Genomic DNA, 23,345 nt, shown 5'->3' on the forward strand with positions numbered 1-23,345 from the left:
CGTTCATGACGCCGCCGGCCGAGATTCCCGCCGATCAGATCACGGGCACCGAAGACGTCGATGTGCTCGTCGTCGGCTGCGGTTTCGCCGGTGCCATCGCCTCGACGACCGCCGCCGAATACGGCGCTAAGACGCTCTGCATCGACAAGGCCTCCACCTGGTCGGGCCGCGGCGGGCACATCACCGCCTACGGTTCGCGCATGGTCAAGCAGTACGTCGAGGAGGGTTGGTTCGAGGAAGCCGACTACGCCCATATCGTGCGCCGCCTGACCGAATGGGCGACGGGACGCGTGAAGGAGCCGCTGCTCTGGCAATTCGCCAAGAAGTCCGGTGCCTGCATGGACTGGCTCGAAGACCTCGTCGCCGATTCGGGCCTGCATCCGACCCTCTGGGCGGGCTATTACAAGGGCCCCGACTACACCGAGGAGCCCATCACGCACTTCTTCTACGACGACACGACCGACTTCGTATACCTCGACGGCGTTTCCACCGGCCTCGGCATGGCGGTGCTCATCCCCGCCGTCATCGAACAGGGCGAGAAACTCGGTGTCGAATACCGCTACGACACCCCGTGCGTGCGCCTGCTCCGCGACGGCGACGGCCCGGTGACCGGCGCGATCATCGGCGAAGAGGGCAGCTACACCCAGGTCAACGCCAAGGCGGTCATCGTCGCATCGGGCGACTACCTCGACGACGACGAGATGCGCACCCGTTACCAGCCGTTCACCTGGAACGCCGACAGCCGCCTGTACATTCCCTTCGGCATCTCCACGGGCGACCTCCACAAGCAGGCCATGTGGATCGGCGGGGCCATGCAGGAGTCCGAACCCCACTGCTCGACGATCCATCTCGAATCGGGCGCCCAGAGCTACAACTTCCTCCACGTCAACGCCGAGGGCAACCGCTTCATGAACGAAGACGTGAACACGCAGTCGAAATCGTGCGTCAAATCGTTCCAGCCCGAGGGCAAGGCGTTCACCATCTACGACGCCAACTCCCTTGAATCGTTCGCCGAATCGTGCAACGATGGGCGCTCAGGCGGCATCTCGTCCGACCAGCAGTACCGCCGCTTCGGCGTTCCCTTCGACATGGAGGTCGAGCTCAAGCTGCGCGAAGAGAAGATCAAGCAGGGGCTTTTGTTCCAGGCCGACACGCTCGAAGAGCTCGCCGAGCAGATCGGCGTACCCGCCGACAACCTCAAGGCAACGGTCGATCGCTACAACGAGCTCTGCGCCAAGGGCAACGACGACGATTTCGGCAAGCGTCCCGAGATCATGTGGCCCGTCGACACGCCGCCGTACTTCGCCGGACAACTCGTATCCACCCTGCTCGCCGCGTCAGGCGGCCTGCGCCAGGACACCGCCTGCCACATCCTCGACGAGAACAACCAGGCCATCGAGAACCTCTACGTTGCGGGAGCCGCGGGCGGCCAGTACTTCTCGAACGACTACCCCACCATCTGCCCCGGCACCAATCATGGCCGCTGCCTCACCTTCGGCCGCATCGCGGGCATCAACGCAGCGGGCGGCGATGCCGACAAGGAGATAGCCGACCTCGAGATCCTCGCCGGTCCCATGCCCGAAGCCGACCGCGTCAATACTGTAACGCCTTCGAAGTAAACGGGCGAGACCCCATCGAAAGGCCGTCGAGCGGAGCGCTCGACGGCCGCATACGAAAGCCGAGGCCCAGCGAGGGCCTCGGCTTTCTTGCGTCTCGGCAAAACGCCGAGCTTAATCCGATAGCGAGGTAAGAAAAGCTTTCTCGGTAACAACGTAGGGGGTCAATTGCATGTCGGCCACGCATTCGACGCAGTCGGATTGCACAAGCCGCAAGTACCCCCAATGATATGGGGAGGTCATGTACTTGCCCAGGAAGGTCGCAGGCGTATCGAAATCGCAATCGTACACATAGTTCCAATCAACGGAACCGCTCGACTCGAAAACTTCCGATATCTGCGTGCTGACGAGTCCCGGAACGTATTCTCCGACCTTGAGCACGCGGCGGCGCATCATATCGATCACCTCGGGGGCGACTCCGTCCACGAGACGCATCAGCATAACCCGATGGCAGGTGCACTCGCCTTTGCCGAGGTTGGCATCTCCGGGACCATAAGCCACAAAGGTTACGTCGGCCGCAAGTTCTTCTTCTGAAACGGTCGCCTTCAGCTCGTCCCAAGCGCCGGTTGACGAAGCGGCATCATAATCCGTCCGCTCACGAAACGCCATCTCGCAAAACAGATCTCCGGGATTCGTAGGAGAATCATCGGGCACGACCTCGCAAATACCCACCTCGGAAACGCTTTCGCACAGCTTTCGCGCCGCATCCGCCATGGCTGTCTTTTGCTCAACGGATACGCCATCGGCAAATTTAACGATATACAGGGCGTTTATCATCGGTTCAGCACCTCCACGTCGGCTTCGGTTGAGAAATAGGATCGATCCCTGCTCTCAAGGCTCTCTTCGAGCCCGCGCCACCACTCGGTCACACTCGCATCGCCATAGGAGATGGCTGCAGCCAGTTTCCCATACCCCTCGAACGACCATATGAATTCAAGGGTATTGTTGCTCTCGGCGTCGGTGAGCCAAATCGGAGGCGCAACGATGGCGTGCTCGAGCGTCATGCCCTTCTCCGTCGCAACGGTTTCGAGTCTTTCCAGGTAAGCATCATGCACCTCTCGCCCCTTGCCAGGCTTAACGACCATGCGATCGATGAGGTATATCATCGGTGCAGCAGCCTGTTCGGCAGAGGCATCCTCCTTCGGCGCATCCTCGGGTTCCTCGACCAGTGCCTCCGGCGCCGTATTCTGTTCGGCGCATCCCCCTAAAACTCCCATGGTCATCGCAGCGCATCCGGCAACCGCACCAACCTTCAGAAAATCTCGGCGAGAAACGCCATCCGGTTCTCCCATACGTCCTCCTTTCGTTTTCGGGCACCCGATCCGCCTTCGCCCAGTCTCGTCTGGCGTCAAACGATCGAAAGCGTTAGAATCGGCATCGGCGATACGGCGTGGGGCCTTTCATCGCTCATACCTTTTCCGACGAATCGGGTAGCTCGGATGCTATCGTGGATCGGCCCGGGGATCGATCTCACGAAAAAGGCTATATGGCCGAAATGGATCATCCGAAAGGGACGATTTTCAAATCGGGAGGGAAAAAATGCAGGTGTATTTGCAGTCGGAACGCATTGATTTTTCGCGCTCGTCCAAGATCGCACTCGTCGATGCCGCCATCTGGGTTTGGTTCTACCAAACCTCTCACGCCGAAGGATCCATCCTCACCATGGCAACGGAAGCGTCATGGTACGGCCAAGGGGCGCTTGGCATCATCATTGCCGCACTTGTGCTGCTTTTAAAGTGGGATGCCTTTCCGCAGCGGTTTCGCATTCTCGCACCGATCGTTGCAAGCAGCGCCTGTGCGCTTTTAACGGCAGTCGGGCTTTTGGATCTGTCGGGGACCGTCGTTCAGCACGCTACGCTGGCAGTGCTGTCCTTCAGTGCATGCGCCTGCCAGCTGCTCCGACTCGACAACCTGGCAAAGTCAGACAACATCCGCATGCTCGCAACGGTGCTGACCGAGTCCCTCGTGATGTTTTACGCTCTGAATCTGATTCTCGCCGAATCCTCCCAAATCTTGCGCGATATCTTCATGATCGTTGCGCCGTGCGCTCTCCTGGCAGGGCTCAAAACACCTTCCGCTCCAACTAAAAACATGCGTCCTTTTTCCTTAAAAACACTGGTGACCACGCCGAATGTTCTCGTGTGCGCATTCGGCATCGCCGGGGGCTTCGTGTTCGTCGCTGGAGCCTTGCATGTTCCGACGGGCTTAAACGACCTGTTCCACAGCCCCATGCCGACCTACCCGACCATGCAGCTGCTCTACATGGCTCTCGCCATCACAGCCTCATCGGGCCTGCGCTTGCCCAAAGCGATGTACTTTTCTCTGGTCAACCTCTCATGGGCCTTTGGCTCGCTGCTGGGATCGTTCGCCATGCGCATGGCGCCCCAAATTCCCGAAGCCGTATCGTTCGTCCTCGCCGCCGCAGTTATGATGAGCTTCTTTTTGTTCCAAAGCACTTGGATAGACCGCCCGGAAACCATGCCGAGCACCCCCGACCAGCTCGTCGAAGAGATAGCTGGACAGTACGGCCTCACGAAAAGGGAGACCGAGGTTGCTGCCCTGCTTCTCGAAGGCCGAAGCCTTCGGCACATACAGAATGCACTGTTTATCTCAGAGGGTACGGCCAAAACCCACGCCAAACACATTTATGCAAAGCTCAACGTCCGAACGAAGCAAGAGCTCATCGACCTCTTCAAGAACGGAAGCAGATAAACCCCCGCACCAGTCGCCGCCGAACCGAGTAATCATAACTTTCGGATGACAAAAACCACCACAATCGTCGTTTTCGAGAGATGGTTTCTTTTGGCTCGCTCGGTAATCTAATCCCAACATACGGCACCCGTACGGAAACCCCGTCATGGCCGTATGCAGCCTTAAGAGGGATGGTCGGCACGATGAAGCCGGCAACACGAAAGAGAGGTTACCGATGGAAAATCACGGAACGATCGGACGGCGCGACTTTTTGAAAGCAGCCGCGCTCTCAAGCGTCGCCATGGGGGCAGCGGGAATGCTCGCAAGCTGCGCCCCCGGCGGAGAAAAGGGCGGGTCCAGCGCGACGGGAAGCGAGAACATCGCATGGGATAAGGAAGCGACCATTGTCGTTGCAGGTTCAGGCACGGGCGCATTTGCAGCTTTGGCAGCCAAGAAGCTCGGCGCAGAATCGGTTATCCTCCTCGAGAAGGGCACCATGTGGGGAGGCACGGCCGCAACCTCGGGCGGCGGAATGGCCATACCGCTTACCGACGTGGCAAAAGCTGCCGGTGCGGAGGATTCGCTGGAAGAGGTTCTGAAGTATTTCCAGAACGCAAGCGAAGGTCGCGCTAATCAGGCCGTAGTCGAGTCGTTCGCCACCAACGGAAACGATTTCTTGAACTGGATGCTCGAAACCATGGGCTGGCAATGCAACCCCAGCCCGTTGTTCAGCGATTACTACGAGCCCGTTGAGGGATGGGCGCCATTCGGACGCGCAAGCTTGGGATTCGCCAAGGACGACGGCTCGACCGGCGCTGCCTTCATGTGGACCGAGCTGAAAGCGGCACTCGAAGAAGCAGGCGTTGAAATCATGATGGAAACACCGGCAACGCAGCTCGTCACCGACAGCTCGGGAGCCGTAATCGGCGTAAAAGCGACTTCGGGGCGCGATGAAATCGCAATCAGGGCCGACGCCGTCCTTCTCGCAACCGGCGGCTTCGATCATGACGACGAAATGCGCGCCAAGCACATGCCGTTCAAGATACTCGCCACTAACGCCGTTGCCACCAACACGGGCGATGGGCATAAAATGGGCATGGCTATCGGCGCCGACGTATCCCTCATGGATTCATGCTGGGGAGCGCCCGCCGTTCTCACGACGGGTCAGGATCCAAAAGAGCTCATCGAAACCGGTACGATCGCCCAAGAGATCGCGGGTACCGACTGGGCGATGTACCGAGGCCTTCCAGGTGCTGTCGTGGTCAACAGGAAAGGTCACCGCATAGGTAACGAGGCAACCGCCTACGATTCGTTCTTTCGTGCTTTCTCGTATTACGATAACGGCGAAATGGAGCACATCAACATCCCATCGTACCTCATCTGCGATTCGGCCTGCTGGAACACCTACTCTATGCCGGGTCACACCGTCAGCTCCATGGATGGCGGCTACTTCGACGAAACCTACGGCAGCGAAAGCAGCGGGGACGAGGTTCCCAGCCATTTTGTAGTAGCCGATACCCTCGAAGAGCTTGCAGAAAAGCTCGGCATCGATCCTGAGGGCCTTGCGAATGAGATTGCCCAATTCAACGAAAACGCCGAGCAGGGAATCGATCCGGTTTACCATCGCGGAGAAAAGCATCTCGACGTCGCTACAACGGGCGTGATGGCGGGCAGCAGAACCGATCTGGCGAATCCCTGCCTCGCCCCGCTTTCCACTCCCCCCTTCTACGGTGCCGTGTACGTGCCGGGCACCTGCGGAACCGGCGGAGGATTGACCATCAACGAAAACGCTCAGGTGATGAGCGCGATGGGCGAGCCTATACCCGGTCTGTACGCTGCGGGCAATTGCTCATCGGGCGTTTCCGGCGGCCGTTATGTGCATGGCGGCATCAGCATCGGCGCAGGAAGCGTTATGGGCTGGGTTGCCGTAAACCACGCTCTGGGGCTATAGGTAAACGGCTCCCATCAGCACACCTCGATCAGGCCGGTTCCCAAGGAGTCGGCCTGACTCCGCTAGGCCACGCAACGCGACACCGCATCTTGAGAGGCTGCTCCACAGCAGCGCTCAGTCATTCTGCAATATATTACCGTTACGGGTATTGCGAGTTCGGTGCAGGAATTGCGTTTCGGGGCTGTGGCAGAGAAGCATCGCAGGGCAGTCACCGTCAACCGAAACCGAAAACACGACTGCCGCAATTCGCCCTCGGGAGCGCTGCCTAGGTCGACCATTGCAAACGCCGCCCGATCTAGCGCCGCGTCGATCCGCCATCGAAGCGCTGCCTTGCTACGTTTCGACGATCATGCATAATTTAGGTAACTTCTGCTATTTTTTTATGTGGCAAGTACAATCGGGGAAAGCCACCCGTGCGTCCGCAACCGAGGAGGAATGCGATGCGTCCCGACTACCCTATGACACCGAAACGTATGCTCATCAGAAAGCTGGCTAGCTTCAGCAACAAGATGAAGCGGCTCAGACGCATGCCCGTCGGCGACCTATCGGGCAGCCAGTTGCTTCTGCTCCCCATCATCTACTCTTTCGATAATCCTCCGACCCTCAACGAGCTCGCAGAGGCGAATGAAAGCTCCTACCAGAACACCCGCCAAATACTCGAAAAGCTCGAAAGCACCGGGTACGTGACCATTTTGCCCGACGAGAAGGACAGCAGAGCAATTCGTGCCATACTCGCCGATAAGGGCATAGCGGCCGTCCACGAGTATTATCGAACCATGTACGGAGCAGTGCTGCACCTCTACGACGGTATTGACGATAGGGACGTCGAAATCACCCTGCGCGTGCTGGACACCCTGTACGATCGCATCGACAGCCTCTATGCTTCCAGCATCACCGCGCACCTAGATTCGTAGCCCGACGCATCGCGCTCCGCCCCCACACTTCGCCGGGCATCGCCGCTTCAGAAGACCCACCGCCAAAGCCACAGCATCCAAGCGCAAGAAAGCCCCCGAAATCGGGGGCTTCCATGACATTGAAGTAAGTTTAGCGCTTGCTGAACTGCGGGCGCTTGCGGGCCTTCTTGAGGCCGTACTTCTTGCGCTCGACCATACGGGAGTCGCGCGTGAGGTATCCCGCACGCTTGAGCTCGCCGCGGTAGTCGCCAGCCTCGAGCAGGGCGCGGGCGATGCCGTGGCGCAGAGCGCCGGCCTGGCCCGAGATGCCGCCGCCGTTGAGCGTGGCGATCACGTCGAAGTGATCCATCGTGTCGGTCACCTTGAACGGGGACTTCGCGTAGTTCACGAGCGCTTCGCGACCGAAGTAGTCGAGGCCCTCGCGACCGTTGACCGTAACCTTACCGGTGCCGGGAACGAGACGAACGCGGGCGATGGCGTTCTTCCTGCGGCCGGTGCCGTAATACAAAGCTTCGCCTGCCATTAGTTATCCTCCATCTTGATCTCGCGGGGCTTCTGGGCCATGTGCGGATGCTCCGCACCGGCATAGACCTTGAGCTTCTTGCCCATTGCACGGCCGAGCGTGTTCTTCGGAAGCATGCCCTTGACGGCATGCTCGATCACGCGCTCGGGATGCTTGGCCATAGCCTCTTCGAAGGATTCGACCTTCAGCCCACCCGGAAAACCGCTGTGACGATAATACTCTTTGGCAGCTGCCTTGTTGCCCGTCAGACGGATCTTGTCGGCATTGATGATGACGACAAAGTCACCCGTATCGACGTGCGGGGTGTATTGCGGCTTGTGCTTGCCCTTCAAGATATGAGCGGCCTTGGTGGCGACGCGGCCGAGAACCTGATCAGCTGCATCGATCAAGACCCATTCGCGCTCAACTTCGTTGGGCTTTGCGTAATACGTCTTCACTTCATTTCCTCCATATTGCTTGCTCCCGCGGTCTGAGAAGCGGTTGCCGACCTGCGGGGTGTTTGTTTTCAAAAGTTGCAGACGCATACGGATGCCGGGTTCCTACGCCGACGCGCCGGGCTGGTCTGGACTCCAACCGTTTGCGCTTCCGCATCAAATCTGCCACACGGGGCTTTTGAAAGCGAACCTTTGCATTGTAAGATGACGAAATGAGCACGTCAATACGAATGGGCGGCTTTTCGCCCATCGCATCTCCCATTTAGCCGCGTTTCTCCACAAGTATCCGCGATGAGCGGCCCTGCGCCGTGCTGCAGACGACCAATCGCACAGCGGCAAGCCGCACGGTACGAGCGCTCGCTATGGCGGCGCTGCTTGGCAAACCGGGCGTCGGCTCGGCTGTGCGGCCTGCGGGTCCGACACCGATGCAGCAGCGCGGTTGGAGATCCGCTACTTTCCGCCGAAGAGACCGCCCAGCTTGCCAAGCAGATCGCCGCCGTTGTCGCCGAGGAAATCCCCCACGGTCTCCATAACGGAGTTCATATCGAGTTCCTTGCCTTCAAGCAACGGCTCGACCACCTTCACCACGTCGGTTACTTCCTCATCGGTAAGCTCGAGCCCCGTTGCACCCTTAATCGCCTCGGCGGGATCGACGCCGAACTGTTTCAGACTCTCGGGGTCTTTTGCGACCGATTCCAACACGGCTCCCACTATCTGCTGTACATCCACGGGTGTTCTCCTTCAACGATTAGTTGCATCATCAGGGGTTTCGATTACCCAACGCCATACGGAATTATAATTGCCTCGCCAAAGTTCACGAGATAAATCGCGGTGACACCACCGCTGGTTGAAGCTGAGAGCAAGGGGATCCATGACAACGAAGAAGTACGAAGACAAGCAGCCCGAAGCCGCAGGGGACGCTGCCGCGCAAGAGACCGAGGCCGACGAGGCGAAACCTGCCGAGAAGAAGCCGAAAGAGCGCACGTTCGTCGACGCGAAAACCGGTAAGAAGATCGCGAAGCCGCACCAGGGAGGCTCGGGGACAGCGGCCACGCAAGCCGTCCGCGAGGAGATGCACGCCGAGCGCAAGGGCAACGCCTTGCCGTTTCGCATCGGAGCGGTCGTGCTGTGGGTGCTCGGCATCGCCTGCGAGGTCATGGCGATACTCGTTGCGAACGGGACGCTGTTTTTGCCCGCCTTCAGCCAGATGGCCTGGATCATCGTCTGGATCGTAGCCGATCTCGTGCTCGTAGTCGCAGGATCGCAGCTATGGAAGCACGCCAACCACCTTTCCCCCGCCTCAAAAGAAAACAAGCTCGCCTACTGGGTGCAGACCGATCTCGGCATCATCATCGCCGCCATCGCGTTCGCCCCCATCGTCATCGTCCTGCTTTCGAATAAGAACCTCGACAAGCAGACGAAGCAGATCGGATCGATCGTCGCCGTCGTCGCCCTCATCGCCGCACTTGCGAGCGGCGTCGACTATCATCCCACGACGCAGGAAGACCTCGACCAGGCCGAGGCAGGAGCCGCCGCGCTCGCCGACGACGGGCTCGCCTATTGGACGCCGTTCGGCGAGGTGTACCACTTCAACCCCGATTGCCAGTACATCAAGAATTCGGGCACCATATATTCGGGCACCGTGCAGGATGCGCTCGACGCGAACCGCGACCGCGGCTGCTCGGGCTGCACCGTCGATGACGGAACCGACGTGCTGTCGAAGGCCGATCCCGAGGCGGTCGCCGAAGCCGCCGCAATCGCCATCGCGGTAGGCGCCGCCGAGGCAAAAGGCAATGCCGACGCAGAAGGCAGCAACGAAGATGAGGGCGCCGAAGATGAGAATTTGCCCAAAGCCGCATAAACTCCCACTCGTTTAACCTCGGCTAACAAGAGTTTGCTATCATACGTAGCAGACGAGAAACTCGGCGCCCGGTATCCACGGGCGCCTTTTTGACGCGAGGAAACCAGGGGGCCATGGATCCGTTTCTGTTCATCACCATCGTGACGCTCATCGCCGGCATGGGCGGAACGGGGCTTGGCGGCATCATCGGCGCGTTGTTTCGCACCGATTCGAGCCGCACCGTCAGCCTGCTCTTGAGCTTTGCGGGCGGCGTGATGCTTTCCATCGTATGCTTCGACCTCTTGAGCGAATCGATCGAATCGGCGCAAACTTTTTCCGAGCACGCGGTATTCATCGTGTGCGCAGCGGTGATCACAGGCATCGCGGTCGTTTATCTGCTCAACCTCGCTATCGACCGCAGAACGCGTCGCGAAGTCCCCCACGTATCGAGAGGGGACCATCCGAAAACGCATGACGATCTCGACGAGCTGATTCACGCCGACCACCTTGCCGAGCACCGCAAGCACAACGACCCGAAATCGTCGCTCTTCGTCGCAGGTATCGTCATGGCTTGTGCGATCGCGCTGCACAACGTACCCGAAGGCATGACCATCGGCGCGGGTTTCGCCACCCAAGCCGAGCTGGCCGCAGGTGCCGGCATCGTGCTTGCCGTGCTCATCGGCCTGCACAACATCCCCGAGGGCATGGCGGTAGCGGTACCGCTTATCAACGGCGGCATGGGGCGCGTCCGAGCAGTGCTGGTCACCGCCGCAAGCGGCGTCCCCACCGTGCTCGGCGCCTGGCTCGGCTACCGGCCTGGCTCTTATACACATCCAGGTGTGTATAAAAGACAGCAGNGGCGCCATGCTCTACGTGGTGTTCGGCGAGATCGTCCCGCAGGCCATTCTCATGTACCGCTCGAAGATGCCCGCGTTCTTCGTCATCATCGGCATGATGCTGGGGCTGCTGATCATCTTCGGATAAAGACGTCTTCGTCTTCGCCCACAAGCTCGGCAAGCTCTTTGCGGCTGTGTATCCCTATCTTCACATAAATATGCTGAACATGAGCTTTGAGGGTCCCACTTGCGATGAACAGCTCCTCCTCGATCGCACGGTTTGCTTTGCCCTGAGCAAGCAGCCGAAAAATCTCGTCTTCACGCGGACTGAGGTGGTAGCGCTTCGTAATCGCACTGCACCGCTCAGAGACCCGCTCGGTACGTAGGCCGTCTTCGACGAGGTCGTTTGTGTCGAGCAGTCGAATGCCCCATTTCGACGCAAGCTCCTTTTCCGAAAGCAGTATAAGCGAACCAGCAAGGACGAGCATTACCACCGCCACCATAATCACGATATTCTGCGCTTGGTCTGAAAGGGGGGAAGCCGCAAGCAGGTTCGCGCAATCGGCACCCCATACGGTGAAGAGCGTCACAGCCTTCATAATGCCCGACAACGCGATGATCGCAATACCGAGGCGCTTGGAAAGATCGTAGAGAAGCAGCGAGATCAGTAGCGACATAAGCGTATAGCTCATAGAGATAAGGTAGCTCGAAGCAGCCGTACCGAGCAAGCCTTCCGCGGGAACGAGCAATAAGCCGCACACCATGAGAAGCATTGGCGATCGATAGAGAGCGCTTACGCTGAAACGTCCTGAAAAGAAATAAACCACAAGGAAGAACGCGCCCATTATCAGAGCGGTCGAAATCGACGAGTGCATACCCGCACCAGCGGCAAGCTGATGCTCGCGTAATCCATAAACGAATGAGTAGATTGCGTACAGGGCTACAGGCTTCCAAGGGAACGTGAATTTCGGATATGCCCCCGTCGGGCGATCGGCTTCAGACGTGCTTCGGTAGGCAAGCGTCGCGCAGCCAATCGCGATGAACGGCAGAGCGGCGATGACGATGCCGAGGCGTACTTCATCGAGCCCCTCGCACAGCAGCACAAGAGGAACGGCGATAAAACGAGATGCCGCCGTATACAATGCAATGCGAATCAAGCTCAACGGAACCAGCGCTTCGGTTACCAACAGAAGAGTAAGGCAGAATCCTGCTGCTCCCATGACGGAGCCAACCGCCGAAAGCACGGCCGCCCAAACCGGCACGGCAGAAGCAATCAGCATGCAGGCAGACGAGACGACCATGGCCGTCAGAGCAAAGGGCTTCGACCATCGCTGCTCCTGAAGAGGCGCTATGCGGCGCGCAAGCAATCCTACGGAAACCCCGACAACGGCGTATCCGTAATCGAACACGGTGTGAGGGTCGAACGGCACGTTCGCGGCATGCAGGGGCGCCGCAAACGTCAGCGTCATCCAAACACGCGCGCAACCGAGGGCGAAAAGATAAGGGATCATCGTGTCGAGCTGATCGACACGATGCGCTGATTTGGTTTTCGAAAAGACTGCCATGGACAAACATTATAGCGGCTTCGCATGTCAGCTGAGCAGATCATGGCTTGCCCCAAAAGAGATGCGGGCGAACAGCTTATGCCGTGCGCCCGCATCGGACTCGTGCGCCTACAAAGACGCTACGTAGCGACCGGTTAGGTAGCCAGACGTTATCGCACGGCCCACCGATAGCCCCTCGATATCCATCGGATAGTCAACGCCGCCATAGAACTGGCCAGAGGCGTTTCCGACTGCGAACAGGCCCTCGATGGGTTTGCGTTCGAAGTCGAGGCATTGCTGGTTCTCGTCGACCACCAAACCGCCGAGCACGGCGGGTACGCTGTTCGCGCCGCGAGGAACGGCGTAGTACGGCCCCTCTTCAAGGGGGACGAGGTACTTGGCACGCTTGCCGTATTCGGTATCGGCATTCGTTGCGCAAAGCGCATTGTAGCTCTCGATGGAAGCAACGACGTCTTTCTCGTCGATAGGATCGATGCCCCAATCCTCTTGTTCCATATAGGCGTTGATATTGGCAGCAAGCTCTTCGTAGGTGCTTCCCATCACGAATTTGCTCTCATCGGGCATTTTCATATTGCCGACGGACAATTGCACCTCGGAGGGGTTTTCTTCGGCCCATTGCTGCGCGATGCTCTGCCAGTTCGCAGGCATGATGGTGAAGAATTTCGCTGCCATGGAATTCTGGTAATTGTATTCTGCAAGATAGTCGCGCATAAGATTGTTGAGGTAGGCAAAGCTCAGGGCTTCGTTCATGAAGCGCTTCCCGTGAATATCGAGATTGAGGAACGGTACCTGCAAGCGCGTGAGCGCACCGCCCCCGTGCACCATCTTGCTGTGGTTGATAGGGGTCATCTGCGCTCCAGCCCATATGCCTGCGCACATGCCCGACCCGTCACGGAACGTTGACATGGTCTTGAATCCGCGCAGGTCAGGGCAATAGTAATTGCGCATTTCCTCGTTGCCCGAGCAATCTCCTGTTGCGAGGATAACGCCTTTCGAAGCCCTGAAAAGCGTGTAACCGTTTTCGGTTTCGCTGATCACCCCGACAATACGCTCACCCTCCTTGCAGAGTTGAACGGCAGGCGAATCATAAAAGAATTCCGCACCGTCAACCGCAAGCTGATCGGCTATGGCGAGCGCAGCGTCGTTATGTGCACCCTCGAGATGGTTGTAGGTGTTCGCATGGAGATAAAACGTATAGCCGTTATACTCTTTCGAAGAGTCGTACGGTTTCGAATCCGCTCCGCCCTTCGCTGCCGTGTCGGCCCACCAGGCAATCGCCTCGTAGGAGTTCTTCGCCCACGCCTCGAGAAGCTTGCGATTGCTGCGGTACGCGTTCTTCTCGAGCAGAAACGCCACGCATGCTTCCACGCCGGCAGCATCCGTTTTAGTCGTATCGACCGACGCTCCCATGTTGCCCGTTGTTTGCGCGGTGCCGATGTTCTGAACACAAGCAACGCTTGCCCCCGCCTCGAGCGCGGTATGGACGGCTGCAAGACCCGATTCGCCTGCGCCGACGACGACGACGTCGTACCCCTTCGTTTCCGCGAACTCGGAGATGGCCTCGGGCTGTTTCAAGAATTCGGGAGTCTGAGCTTCGTTTCCCCCTGCACGGTCATCCGCTTCCGCAGAACCGGCCTGAGGAGAACATCCCGCAAGGGCGCTTCCGCCCAGAGCGCCGACGGCTGCAAGACCGCCGAATTTGAACAGATCGCGACGTGTTACTTCCATGGTTGATACCCTTCCTCGATTTCGTTCACACTACCGAGGAGCGACGAACGCCGATGGTTTCGTCAGCGTACAAAGAGCGTACATGCGCCGCCAAAGCAGTCGATCGCAACCCCTCGGCGGCACATGGTGCCTCTGGAACGTGATGCGGCGCATCGACCATTCTCGAATCCAGGGGTTAAATTCATAACCTACGGCATAACCCCCACCTTTGAACTGGCGTTTCGCTTTCGCCATGAAAGCGAAAATCGGGCAGCCCCCGGATATCGAGAAGTATCGGCACCTATTCCGACCGCCGTCGAGGGAGCTGATTCCATACGCTTGCGAGCTTCAGCAAGCAACCACTCGCAGCGCTCAGGAAGCGCATCCTGCGGGCTTACCTTTATCTAGGTCTAGACAAAACGCAAGCGCTCGGACACCGACACTTTAAACGAACGCGGTGCCTGATCAGGCCAGAGATTCCTACTCGACGATTGCGAACTCGGGGTTGTCGCGCGTCACGATCGTGCGGGAGACGATGGTTGCGCCGAGGTAGCGGCCCATGAGCTCGGCGAATTCGTCAAGCGCCTCGTTCAGCACCCCGATGCGCTCGGGGTCGACGCATTCGATGACGAGGATCGCGTTCTTCGAATCGTCGGAAAGAGCCGACCTTTGGCCGTCTCTCCAGTTCCAGCAGCGGCAGATCGCGCCGGCATCGTCGCGATAGCAGAGCTCGCCCGCAAGCGTGGGATCCTCTTCGTCTTCGCCGATCGGCAGAAACGCATCGCCGCCCTCGGTGACGCCCAGGCGGAAATCGCCTTCGACCGTATCGATATCCTCGCCGCCGACCGGCAGCGCGTATTTGAGTGAGATGGCGTTGTAGATATCGACCGACGGCGTGATCGAGCCGACGGGATTGCCCTTGAGAACGCGTTTGAGCAGGTTCTCGATCGAGCAGCGCGCGCCTTTCTTCGTCTTGAACTTGCTATACGCTTCGCGCCACACCTTCACCATCTTGTTTTCCGAGATGACATTGCTCGTAAGGTATTGGTTCGCCTGCTCGTTCGCCTCGGACAAGAGCCTGCGGATGGATTCCGCATCCGATGGATCGACATCGGATGCGCCTTTCATGTCGTGCGCGACGATGATCCCGATGGCCGCATCGGGAAAAAGCTCCCAAAACGAATCTTCGGCAATGAATTTCTGCATGATTGCTCCTTCATGTGTGTGTTCCTGTTGTGCTCGGCGTCGCGCACGATGCTCCTATCGCGCGCGTACCTACGTTGTTGTCTGGTTATTATGCCACCTCGCGACGCATGGCGCGATTGCGAATCGGTTGCGCTACGGCATCGCAAGGCAACCGATTCGCGCGCAGGACCATCGGTTAGAACGGCAGTTTTACGGGAAGCGGCGTCCGCAAGCGAGACGCCATGCCCTCTTCCTCGTGCGCGATCAATGCAGCGATCTCGTGCGCGGTCGATGCGCTGACTCGATAGGCTCCCGTTGCCGAATCGGCCACGCGAATCGTCACGACTCCATTGCTGCCATCGTTTGCCTTCTCGAACATGATGCCTCCTTTCTTCGGCCTTGCGGCCCCCGTTGCCCGTTTTACGCGGGCGCTTGTTTTCGCCGAACGACTCATCATCTGTCAGCCGAATGAAAAAAGCGCTCATACGTCCCACCTTCAAAGCCCTACGGTGTCGACATACAAACGCTTTCGCGGTTTCCATCCGGGGAAGGAAACGAGTTCGTTATTCGGTTGTGGTGCATTTTAGAGGACGAATATACATGTTTACCTGGTATCGCATGCGTCTTTACCGTATCTTCATACACATTGCGAGGTTCTTACCCGCCCAGAACGAAAACAGCAACACTCGCGACTATACCCGTTCAGCGAATTTGTATCCCACGCCCCATACAGTCAGAAGGTACTTCGGCTGCGAAGCATTGTCCTCGATCTTCTCTCTGATCCTGCGAATGAACACCGTAATCGAATTGACGTCGATGGTCGCTTCCGTCTCCCAGATATGCTCGAATATCTGCTGGCGTGTGTACACCTTGCCGGGATTCGACGCCAGCAACGCGAGGATCTCGAATTCCTTGCTTGTCAGATCGACAGGCTCACCGTTTTTCAGCACTTCATACTTGCTGAAAAATATCTCCAAATCGCTCATTCTCGCGCTTCCGCCCTGGGCGGTCGCACGAGCGAACGCGAGATCGTCTTTATGCCTTCTCAGATGCGCTTCAATCCTTAAAAGCAATTCGCTGTTATTGAACGGCTTCACAAGATAATCGTCGCCACCGGCCTTGAACCCAATGCTCTTATCAACGATATCGCCCTTCGCCGAAAGAAAGATAACGGGAATCCTTCGACCTTTTTCACGCATCTTCGCGCATACGTCGTAGCCGTTCATGCCGGGCATCATAACATCGAGAAGCAAAAGATCGGGTCTAAGCTCTTCGAGCATAGAAAGCCCCTCTTCGCCACTCGAGGCAAAGAAGAACTCGTAACCCGCATCCTTTATTACATGAGAAAGGGCGAGCTGAAGACTCGGGTCGTCATCTACGAGCAGTATCTTGTCCATCGCGTTATTGCCTTTCTACGATCCATCCCAACATGCACGGATCAAACCTCATCTTCATCGACTAAATCGGAGGGGATCGCAACGGTAAACGTACTTCCGACGCCCGGCTCGCTCTCCAGATGTATTGTCCCGCCGTGCATTTCAACCAGCTCTTTCACCAAAGCAAGCCCGAGTCCACTCCCCCCGTAAGATCGAGACGAAGAGCTATCCACTTGAACGAACCTGTCGAACACAGTTTTCTGATCTTCGAGAGGGATACCGATCCCAGTATCCGAAACCGTAATGATCACCCGCTTGTTCGATGCATCAAAATCACCCGAGACGGTTACCGTTCCGCCTTCGGGAGTAAACTTCACTGCGTTACTCATGAGGTTCTCGACAATACGCCGAAGCTTTTCCGCGTCGACCATGAACAGCGGCACCGCATACGATACCCGATATACCACCTCAATGCCCTTCTGGTTGGCGAGCGATTCGACCGTACCCTGCATCATGCCGGCAATATCGCCCATATCGAAAAGCGCTAGGTGCAGCGTTTCCTTCCCAGCGTCAATGCGCGCCATCTCCAAAATGTTGTTTATCAAGGACAGGAGTGTCTTATTGTTGGCATCGATCTCCCGCCAAAGCTGCCGCTCCTCTTCACCCTGCGGCTGACTGCGCTCCTCAAGCAACTCGGTAAACGCCATCGAAGCCGCTAGCGGCGTTCGCAGCTCATGGCTCATCATGGCAAGAAAATCGCTCTTGTAGCGGTTTTCGTCCAAGAGCTTCTCATTCATGGCTTCAAGGTCTTTCCGCTGAAGCTCGAGAACGCGATTCGCCTTTTCAAGCGCCTCGGTCCTTTCGAACACCTGCTCCTCAAGACCCGTGTACAGCGTTTCAAGCTTATCTGCCATGCGGTTGAATCCGCGCGAAAGATCACTCACCTCGAGCGAAGACGCTTCCGGCGCAAGCCGGACCGAAAGATCCCCCGCCTCCACCTTTGCAACCGCAGCTCTGAATCTGCCGAACGGTCTGGTTACAAGCGTAGTCAATGCGAGATAGATTACCCCAATGCATGTCACGATGAGCACGATCGAGAACACAACGTTACGGACCGTATTCTCCCAGGCGGCAGCCTCGTAGGCCTCCATGGGAATGATTAGACTGATAGCACCGTACAAATCACCGACTTCCAAGCCTTCTTTCGGATAGCCCGATTCGTCGATCTCACCTTTGGGGCTGCCGTGACAATCAAGGCAGCTTTCTTCCATCACCATGGGAGCAAGATAGCGAAACACTTGGCCGCCTTCGCCATCGGCAACAGCATAGTATTCGGTTCGATTCGGATCGATCGCAAACGATTCGAGGGCAACCGCCTCGAACGAATCGGGCTCGTCAGACTCGTTTCGAGGCGTAGGGCTCACATAGTGCGTCACGTAGTCGGTTTCTTGCGAGAACAGCGACCCTATGCTCCGCCCAGCAATCGAGCACTGCAATCCCTTGAATTCGTAGTTGCCTTCGCTGTCGTAATTGATGAGATCTTGATTGATGGTCATGAAGTTCCAGGCTGCATCCATATTGGCTGAAAGAGCACGCGCCTGCTGAAGCAATTCCCGCTCCGTTTGCTCTTCTCCGCCCTGAACGCTCCAGGCGAGATTCAAGCATAGGCACGCAACGATAATCGCCGCAAGAAGGACGACGAATTTCGTTTTGAGGGTAATCCTTCCCATAGTGCCCCCGACTCATCCCGTATCGTAGCGCCATCCGCTACGCAATGGTTTCGACAAGCTCCCCGAGTAGCGCTTTATCATTATCGGTGAATGCTACCGCAAACCGAGCCATCCGCCAATAGATTGCCCCATCTGGTCCCGCCGATTCAAGGGCATCTGAAAAGTCGACAATCCATGCACCCAAGTGCTCAACAAGAAAGGATCTTGACGCCTCAAGGGTTGATAAGGCGGTTTCGGTTTCACCGCTTTCGAACTCGACCAACGCCCGTTCCGCCAGTTTTGCAAGAAAATCAGCTTCCGTAGCAATATGGTCATCGGGTTCATGTGCCCCATCGCTCGCTTCAAAACCCTCAAAACGATAGGCGTCGCGCACTTTCAATGTACACGGCTGAAAAACGAGCTCCTCCCCGGTTACGTACACCGATTCCCATGGAGAAACCAATGTTTTAGGACCGATGAAACATGCCGTATATTCGCGACGGCATTCGTCGAGACCAAGTTTTACGACCTCGTTTTCAATGCTAGCACGAGACGACGAGAGCGCCCCTCCCCCATCATCCAACACCGCACAAATCTGATCGAACTCCGAACTCGACAGGACATCGATCATGGCTTTATCGGGTGCATTTCCAAAGCAACGCGAGAGCATGGCGTACAACAGCGCGCGAGAGCGGAGCAACATAGCCAAAGCTTCATGTTCGTTCATAGTGCCTCCTCGTTAAAAAGCTGCGGCGCGGCACCCAAGCCGATACGGCGGCAAGCACGCACAGGATGACGGCGGTCGGCAGATCGACGGCGATGTCGAGCGTGTTGGCTGCGGCCATGGTCATGACGGCGATGGTCACGGCGGCGCCGGCCATGTTGATGGTCGCGCCGAGCGGGATCGATACGGAGTAGTTGTCCTTGTCGAGGCCGAGCTTGCGGCAAAGCTCCATGTTCACGGGTATGTTCGCCGCAGAGCTGCGCGTGAAGAACGCCGTGATGCCGCTGTCTTTCAGGCAGCGCAGAACAAGCGGGTAGGGGTTCTTTCGGATGCCGAGGAACACGATGAGCGGATTGGTGACGAGCGCGATGAAGATCATGCAGCCGACGAGCACGAGCAAAAGCTGACCGTATTCGGTGAATATCTCGAGGCCGCTTGTCGATACCGACGTATACACGAGTCCGAGGATGCCGAAGGGGGCGAAGCCGATGACCCAGCGGACGACCTGCGATACGGCGTCGGAGATGCTTGTGAATACACCCTTCGTGCTTTCGCTGGCGATGCGCAGGGCGATGCCGAGCACGGCTGCCCAGGCGAGGATGCCGACGTAATTTGCGCTCATGAGCGCGTTCACGGGATTGTCGACCACGTTCATGATGACGGTGGTGAGCACTTCGCCGATGCCGCTCGGAGACGATTGGTCGACCGCCTCGGTGAGCGTGAGCGTGAGCGGGAACAGGAAGCTCGCGGCAACGGCTACGAGCGCGGCAACGAGCGTGCTGATGACGTAGAGGACGACGACGGTTTTCATGGAGCCGTCCGAGCGCGCATTGGCAAGCGCGCTGATGACGAGGAAGAATACGAGGATGGGCGCGACCGCTTTGAGGGCTGAGACGAACAGCGATCCGAGCAGCGTGATGAGCTCGATTCCCGGGAAGAACACGCCGAGCGCAGCGCCGATGACGAGGCCGACGACGATACGCTTGATCAAGCTGATGTCGTTGTATTTTCTCAATAGTTCTTTCACGAACGCAACCCCTGTCTCTCGGGAACATATGCCATGCGGCTTGCAACCGCCCAGATGGCGGCGGCAACCGAATCATCATAGCAGAACGCTGGGGAAAGGGCGCATCTGTTCGGTAAGTGATGCCCTAACGTTCCTTTAGCCGCCTGCTTGCGTTTTTCGCCTCGCTCGATGCATCCGATCGGTCTATAGTGGACAGTGCTTTATCCGATCGGCGAAACGCGCTCAACAAGCGCGTACGGGACCTCAGGTGAAACGAATATGAAACGGTTCGTGCGGTTTTGGATGGTCGGCGCTCTTGCGGCGCTCTGCCTTGCTTGCTGTAGTTGCGGACTTGCGGAAGATCTGCTCGGGCGGGGTGCAGGCGAGGGCTATGTGAGCGAGGAGGAGCGTTTGTTCAACGAAGCCGTCGACGGCTTTTTCGCCGCGGTGGATGCACGCGATGCGGCGGCGATTCGAGCGGCTTTCGCTCCGAACGTGCGAGATTCGCATGTCGATCTCGACCGGCAGATAGAGGAGCTCTTCGAGGCCTATCCCGGCCCGACCGACGTATGCAAGCGCGATGGCGGTACGGTGGCGGGCTCGTACTCGACCGACCACGGCGTGAAGACCGCAGAGGTGAGTTCGGGCTTTCCCGTAGTATCGGGGGAACGCTCCTATTGGTGTTTTTTCGAGCTCGTCTACCGAAACGATGCCGACGAGGGCGATGTGGGAATAAAGAACGTTACGTTGTACTCTGCCGAATATCGCTGCGCGGCAATGCTCGACGATGAGCGCGCAAGGGCGGCGGAAGCGTCGGGGGAGCAGGGCATACAGGTTTTTACCGACATTTCCCTCGATTACGAGGTACGCTTCATCGGGGGATATCCTGAAAAGTTCGTGTCGATCGACCGCGTGCTCACCGAAGACGAGGCGGCCGGATTCTTTGAAACGTCGCGCAGCTACTCGGCCTTCGTCGAGCGGTTCGGCGAGCCGAATTCCGAAAGCGGCTCGGGCGTATCGTTCGCGTTCGAGCTTCCGGCAGAGCAGGGCGAGCCGCGTTACCTCGACCTCATCGTCGATGACCGCACCGACGAGATCGTAAGCGCTTACGTGCAGAACGATCTGGACGTGGTGGCGGTCTCGACGCTCTGGANCGCATCGGTGCTCGACGAGTTCTACTGGCTCGACCACGACGATCCGAACTCGTCCAACTGCCGCATCATCTGCAACCGCGGCGAGCGCGCCGAAGACGACGGGGATTTCACGCTGTCTAAGAAGGCCCAGAAAGAACTCGTCGAGCTCTGGATGGCCTCGGAGGACACGCTTGAGGGCAAACGCATCGAAGACGTGTTCGGCGACGAGTTCTTCGAATCGAACTTCTGGCTGTACTGGTGCTCGATGTTCGCGTTCGAACGCTGGCACTCGGCGATCGAGATGCGCCGCTACATCATGCGCTTCATTCACCACATCAAAGGGCTCCCCGATTTCACCGCGCTCAAGTTCACGCGGTACAACCAGTACGAATCCCTCGTGAAGCCCCTTGTTTCGTTTTTGGAGGACAAGGGCGTTCGTTTCGAGTACGGTATCCGGGTCACGGATATCCCGATCGATTTCACGGGCGGAAACAAGGTAGCCCGCAAGCTGCTCACCGAGAAAGACGGCAAGACCGCCGAGATCGAGTTGACTGAAAACGATCTGGTATTCGTGACGAACGGCTCTATCACCGAAAGCTCCACGCAGGGCGCCCACGACAAGCCCGCTCCCATCACCCATGATCTGGGCGGCAGCTGGACCCTGTGGAAGAACCTCGCCAAACAGTCGCTCGAATTCGGCAACCCCGATGCGTTCTGCGATAACCTGCCCCAGGAAAGCTGGTTCGTCTCGGCGACGGCTACCTGGCAAAACGGGGAGATCGACCCGTATATCGAGCGGTTGACGCACCGGGAGCTGCGCACCGGCAAGATCGTGACGGGCGGCATCATCACCGTGAAGGATTCCAACTGGCTCATGAGCTTCACCATCCATCGTCAGCCCCACTTCAAGGAGCAGGGCGGCGAGCAGACGGTCATGTGGGTGTACGGCCTGCTTTCCAACGTGCCGGGCAACTACGTGAAGAAGCCCATCGAGGAATGCACCGGCGAGGAGATCGCGCAAGAGCTGCTGTTCCATCTAGGCGTGCCCGACGACAAGATCGATGCCATGGCCCACGGGTCGTGCACGGTCGTTCCCGTGTACATGCCCTTCATCACCTCGTACTTCATGCTGCGATCTCCGGGCGACCGTCCGCTCGTCGTGCCGAAGGGTTCCAAGAACCTCGCGTTCATCGGCAACTTCGCCGAGACCGAGCGCGATACGGTGTTCACGACCGAGTATTCGGTTCGCACGGCCATGGAGGCGGTGTACCAGCTCTTGGACATCGAGCGCGGCGTTCCCGAGACGTTCGCCTCGGCCTACGATCTGCGCGCCATCGCCAACTCGATCTACTATCTGTCCGATCGCAAGATGCTCGTCGATATGGATCTGCCGTTCGTCGAGCAGAAGATCGTCGACGGATTCGTGCGGAAAACCGAAGGCACCTACATCGGCGACCTGCTCAAGGGGAGCCATTTGGTGTAGGTTGTTCGAGCCGTTGCCGCAACCTGTGCATTCGCCTGCGCGGGTTGCGTACGTCTTGCGGGGCTGGCGGGCGTCGGCCCGTCGGCCCCGCTTCGCGGTTGGGCCGAGAGCGCTTCCGCGCAGCATTGCGCTTTCTGGATTCCGTTGCGCTTGCTTCGATTTTCGGATCCGTGACGAAACCGAAATCGCGGGACCGTCGTGATATCATGGACTGATCAAGCTGACCGCAGGCCGAATATGGCCGTGAAGACGCAAGGAGGCGCCGTGATCGCTCGACTGTACCGCATCATACCGTTGGTCATCGTGCTCGCCATCATTGCGCTTGCGGTCTATTTCGTGGTTTCGTACCGGTCTTCACCCAACCGGGCCAAGGAAGTCCTCATCAAATCCTTCACGTGGCTGACGGGTATCCTCTCGGGCTTCTTCGCGCTTGCGAGCTTGTACGCACTCCTCGAACGGAATTATTTCGCACTCGATATCATGGCGAGCTTCCTTGCGGTAACGCTTATCGCTCTCGGCATCGTGCTCGTCTGCAAAGCGGTTTTTCTCAAGCATCATCCGCAGTACCGAAAAAAGCCGATGAAGACGGAAAAGAAGCGTCGGCTGAGGTAGCTCGCGCCGCCTGTGCGCCGCCGAGCGAAACGCCCGGCGT

Annotated in this window: 21 protein-coding genes; 8 read left to right on the forward strand and 13 right to left on the reverse strand. The window is 58.1% G+C overall.

Features of this window, described 5'->3' with window-relative positions; translation table 11 throughout:
* Positions 1–1,619: FAD-dependent oxidoreductase (locus C1722_RS09880; protein WP_102379084.1), on the forward strand; the 1,619-nt coding region annotated here is incomplete at its 5' end.
* Between the two features lie 111 nt (positions 1,620–1,730).
* Here the strand turns inward: C1722_RS09880 and C1722_RS09885 are convergent.
* Both C1722_RS09885 and C1722_RS09890 read right to left on the reverse strand, forming a co-directional pair.
* Positions 1,731–2,393 (reverse strand): antibiotic biosynthesis monooxygenase family protein, encoded by a 663-nt coding sequence (locus C1722_RS09885; protein ID WP_102379085.1) that lies wholly within the window; start codon positions 2,391–2,393, stop codon positions 1,731–1,733.
* Positions 2,390–2,908, reverse strand: a complete 519-nt coding sequence (locus C1722_RS09890; RefSeq protein WP_102379086.1) for a twin-arginine translocation signal domain-containing protein — start codon at positions 2,906–2,908, stop codon at positions 2,390–2,392. Before C1722_RS09890 ends, C1722_RS09885 begins: the two co-directional genes overlap by 4 nt.
* 253 nt (positions 2,909–3,161) lie before the next feature.
* On the opposite strand from C1722_RS09890, the gene C1722_RS09895 reads away from it, so the two are divergent.
* From C1722_RS09895 to C1722_RS09905, 3 genes are all read left to right on the forward strand, one after another.
* Positions 3,162–4,328, forward strand: coding sequence for a helix-turn-helix transcriptional regulator (locus tag C1722_RS09895; RefSeq protein WP_180995126.1), 1,167 nt, complete (start codon positions 3,162–3,164; stop codon positions 4,326–4,328).
* A 214-nt stretch (positions 4,329–4,542) separates the two neighbouring features.
* Positions 4,543–6,258, forward strand: coding sequence for an FAD-dependent oxidoreductase (locus C1722_RS09900; RefSeq protein WP_180995127.1), 1,716 nt, complete (start codon positions 4,543–4,545; stop codon positions 6,256–6,258).
* A gap of 473 nt (positions 6,259–6,731) precedes the next feature.
* A complete protein-coding gene (locus tag C1722_RS09905; protein WP_146040646.1) occupies positions 6,732–7,172 on the forward strand; it encodes a MarR family winged helix-turn-helix transcriptional regulator in 441 nt (146 codons plus the stop codon).
* Between the two features lie 130 nt (positions 7,173–7,302).
* On the opposite strand, the gene rpsI is transcribed toward C1722_RS09905, so the two are convergent.
* From rpsI to C1722_RS09920, 3 genes are all read right to left on the reverse strand, one after another.
* Positions 7,303–7,695 carry a 30S ribosomal protein S9 gene (gene rpsI / locus C1722_RS09910; RefSeq protein ID WP_102379090.1) on the reverse strand — a complete coding sequence of 131 codons (393 nt, stop codon included), beginning with the start codon at positions 7,693–7,695 and terminating at the stop codon, positions 7,303–7,305.
* Positions 7,695–8,132, reverse strand: coding sequence for a 50S ribosomal protein L13 (gene rplM / locus C1722_RS09915; protein ID WP_102379091.1), 438 nt, complete (start codon positions 8,130–8,132; stop codon positions 7,695–7,697). The genes rpsI and rplM overlap by 1 nt, the downstream gene beginning before the upstream one ends.
* A gap of 447 nt (positions 8,133–8,579) precedes the next feature.
* The gene (locus C1722_RS09920; RefSeq protein WP_102379092.1) at positions 8,580–8,858 is read right to left on the reverse strand and encodes a homocitrate synthase; all 279 of its coding nucleotides are present in this window, start codon (positions 8,856–8,858) and stop codon (positions 8,580–8,582) included.
* A gap of 142 nt (positions 8,859–9,000) precedes the next feature.
* Between C1722_RS09920 and C1722_RS09925 the strand changes: the two genes are divergently transcribed.
* Both C1722_RS09925 and C1722_RS09930 read left to right on the forward strand, forming a co-directional pair.
* Positions 9,001–9,990: a hypothetical protein gene (locus C1722_RS09925; protein WP_102379093.1), complete on the forward strand. Its 990-nt coding sequence runs from the start codon at positions 9,001–9,003 to the stop codon at positions 9,988–9,990.
* 158 nt (positions 9,991–10,148) lie between these two features.
* On the forward strand, positions 10,149–11,021 hold the full coding sequence (locus C1722_RS09930) for a ZIP family metal transporter (RefSeq protein ID WP_425319378.1): 873 nt from the start codon (positions 10,149–10,151) through the stop codon (positions 11,019–11,021).
* On the opposite strand, the gene C1722_RS09935 is transcribed toward C1722_RS09930, so the two are convergent.
* The 8 genes from C1722_RS09935 to sstT form a co-directional block, all read right to left on the reverse strand.
* Positions 10,940–12,370: a helix-turn-helix transcriptional regulator gene (locus C1722_RS09935; RefSeq protein ID WP_102379094.1), complete on the reverse strand. Its 1,431-nt coding sequence runs from the start codon at positions 12,368–12,370 to the stop codon at positions 10,940–10,942. The genes C1722_RS09930 and C1722_RS09935 overlap by 82 nt on opposite strands.
* 108 nt (positions 12,371–12,478) lie before the next feature.
* A complete protein-coding gene (locus C1722_RS09940) occupies positions 12,479–14,098 on the reverse strand; it encodes an FAD-binding protein (RefSeq protein WP_102379095.1) in 1,620 nt (539 codons plus the stop codon).
* 459 nt (positions 14,099–14,557) lie between these two features.
* The gene (locus C1722_RS09945; protein WP_102379096.1) at positions 14,558–15,283 is read right to left on the reverse strand and encodes a B3/B4 domain-containing protein; all 726 of its coding nucleotides are present in this window, start codon (positions 15,281–15,283) and stop codon (positions 14,558–14,560) included.
* Positions 15,284–15,458: 175 nt separating this feature from the next.
* Positions 15,459–15,641, reverse strand: coding sequence for a hypothetical protein (locus C1722_RS09950; protein WP_102379097.1), 183 nt, complete (start codon positions 15,639–15,641; stop codon positions 15,459–15,461).
* A 313-nt stretch (positions 15,642–15,954) separates the two neighbouring features.
* Entirely contained in the window at positions 15,955–16,659 is a 705-nt protein-coding gene (locus C1722_RS09955) for a response regulator transcription factor (protein ID WP_102379098.1), read from the reverse strand.
* A 41-nt stretch (positions 16,660–16,700) separates the two neighbouring features.
* A complete protein-coding gene (locus tag C1722_RS09960; protein ID WP_102379099.1) occupies positions 16,701–18,368 on the reverse strand; it encodes an ATP-binding protein in 1,668 nt (555 codons plus the stop codon).
* Between the two features lie 37 nt (positions 18,369–18,405).
* Positions 18,406–19,074: a TorD/DmsD family molecular chaperone gene (locus C1722_RS09965; RefSeq protein ID WP_102379100.1), complete on the reverse strand. Its 669-nt coding sequence runs from the start codon at positions 19,072–19,074 to the stop codon at positions 18,406–18,408.
* Positions 19,061–20,098, reverse strand: coding sequence for a serine/threonine transporter SstT (sstT, locus tag C1722_RS09970; RefSeq protein ID WP_244902520.1), 1,038 nt, complete (start codon positions 20,096–20,098; stop codon positions 19,061–19,063). Before sstT ends, C1722_RS09965 begins: the two co-directional genes overlap by 14 nt.
* 756 nt (positions 20,099–20,854) lie before the next feature.
* Here sstT and C1722_RS09975 point away from each other — a divergent pair.
* Together C1722_RS09975 and C1722_RS09980 are read left to right on the forward strand one after the other, a co-directional pair.
* Complete coding sequence (locus C1722_RS09975; protein ID WP_483407207.1) at positions 20,855–22,693, forward strand: oleate hydratase; 1,839 nt, start codon at positions 20,855–20,857, stop codon at positions 22,691–22,693.
* 264 nt (positions 22,694–22,957) lie between these two features.
* Positions 22,958–23,305, forward strand: coding sequence for a guanylate cyclase (locus tag C1722_RS09980; protein WP_102379505.1), 348 nt, complete (start codon positions 22,958–22,960; stop codon positions 23,303–23,305).
* The last annotated feature ends 40 nt before the right edge of the window (positions 23,306–23,345 follow it).

Source organism: Raoultibacter timonensis (genome assembly GCF_900240215.1).
GTDB lineage: Bacteria > Actinomycetota > Coriobacteriia > Coriobacteriales > Eggerthellaceae > Raoultibacter > Raoultibacter timonensis.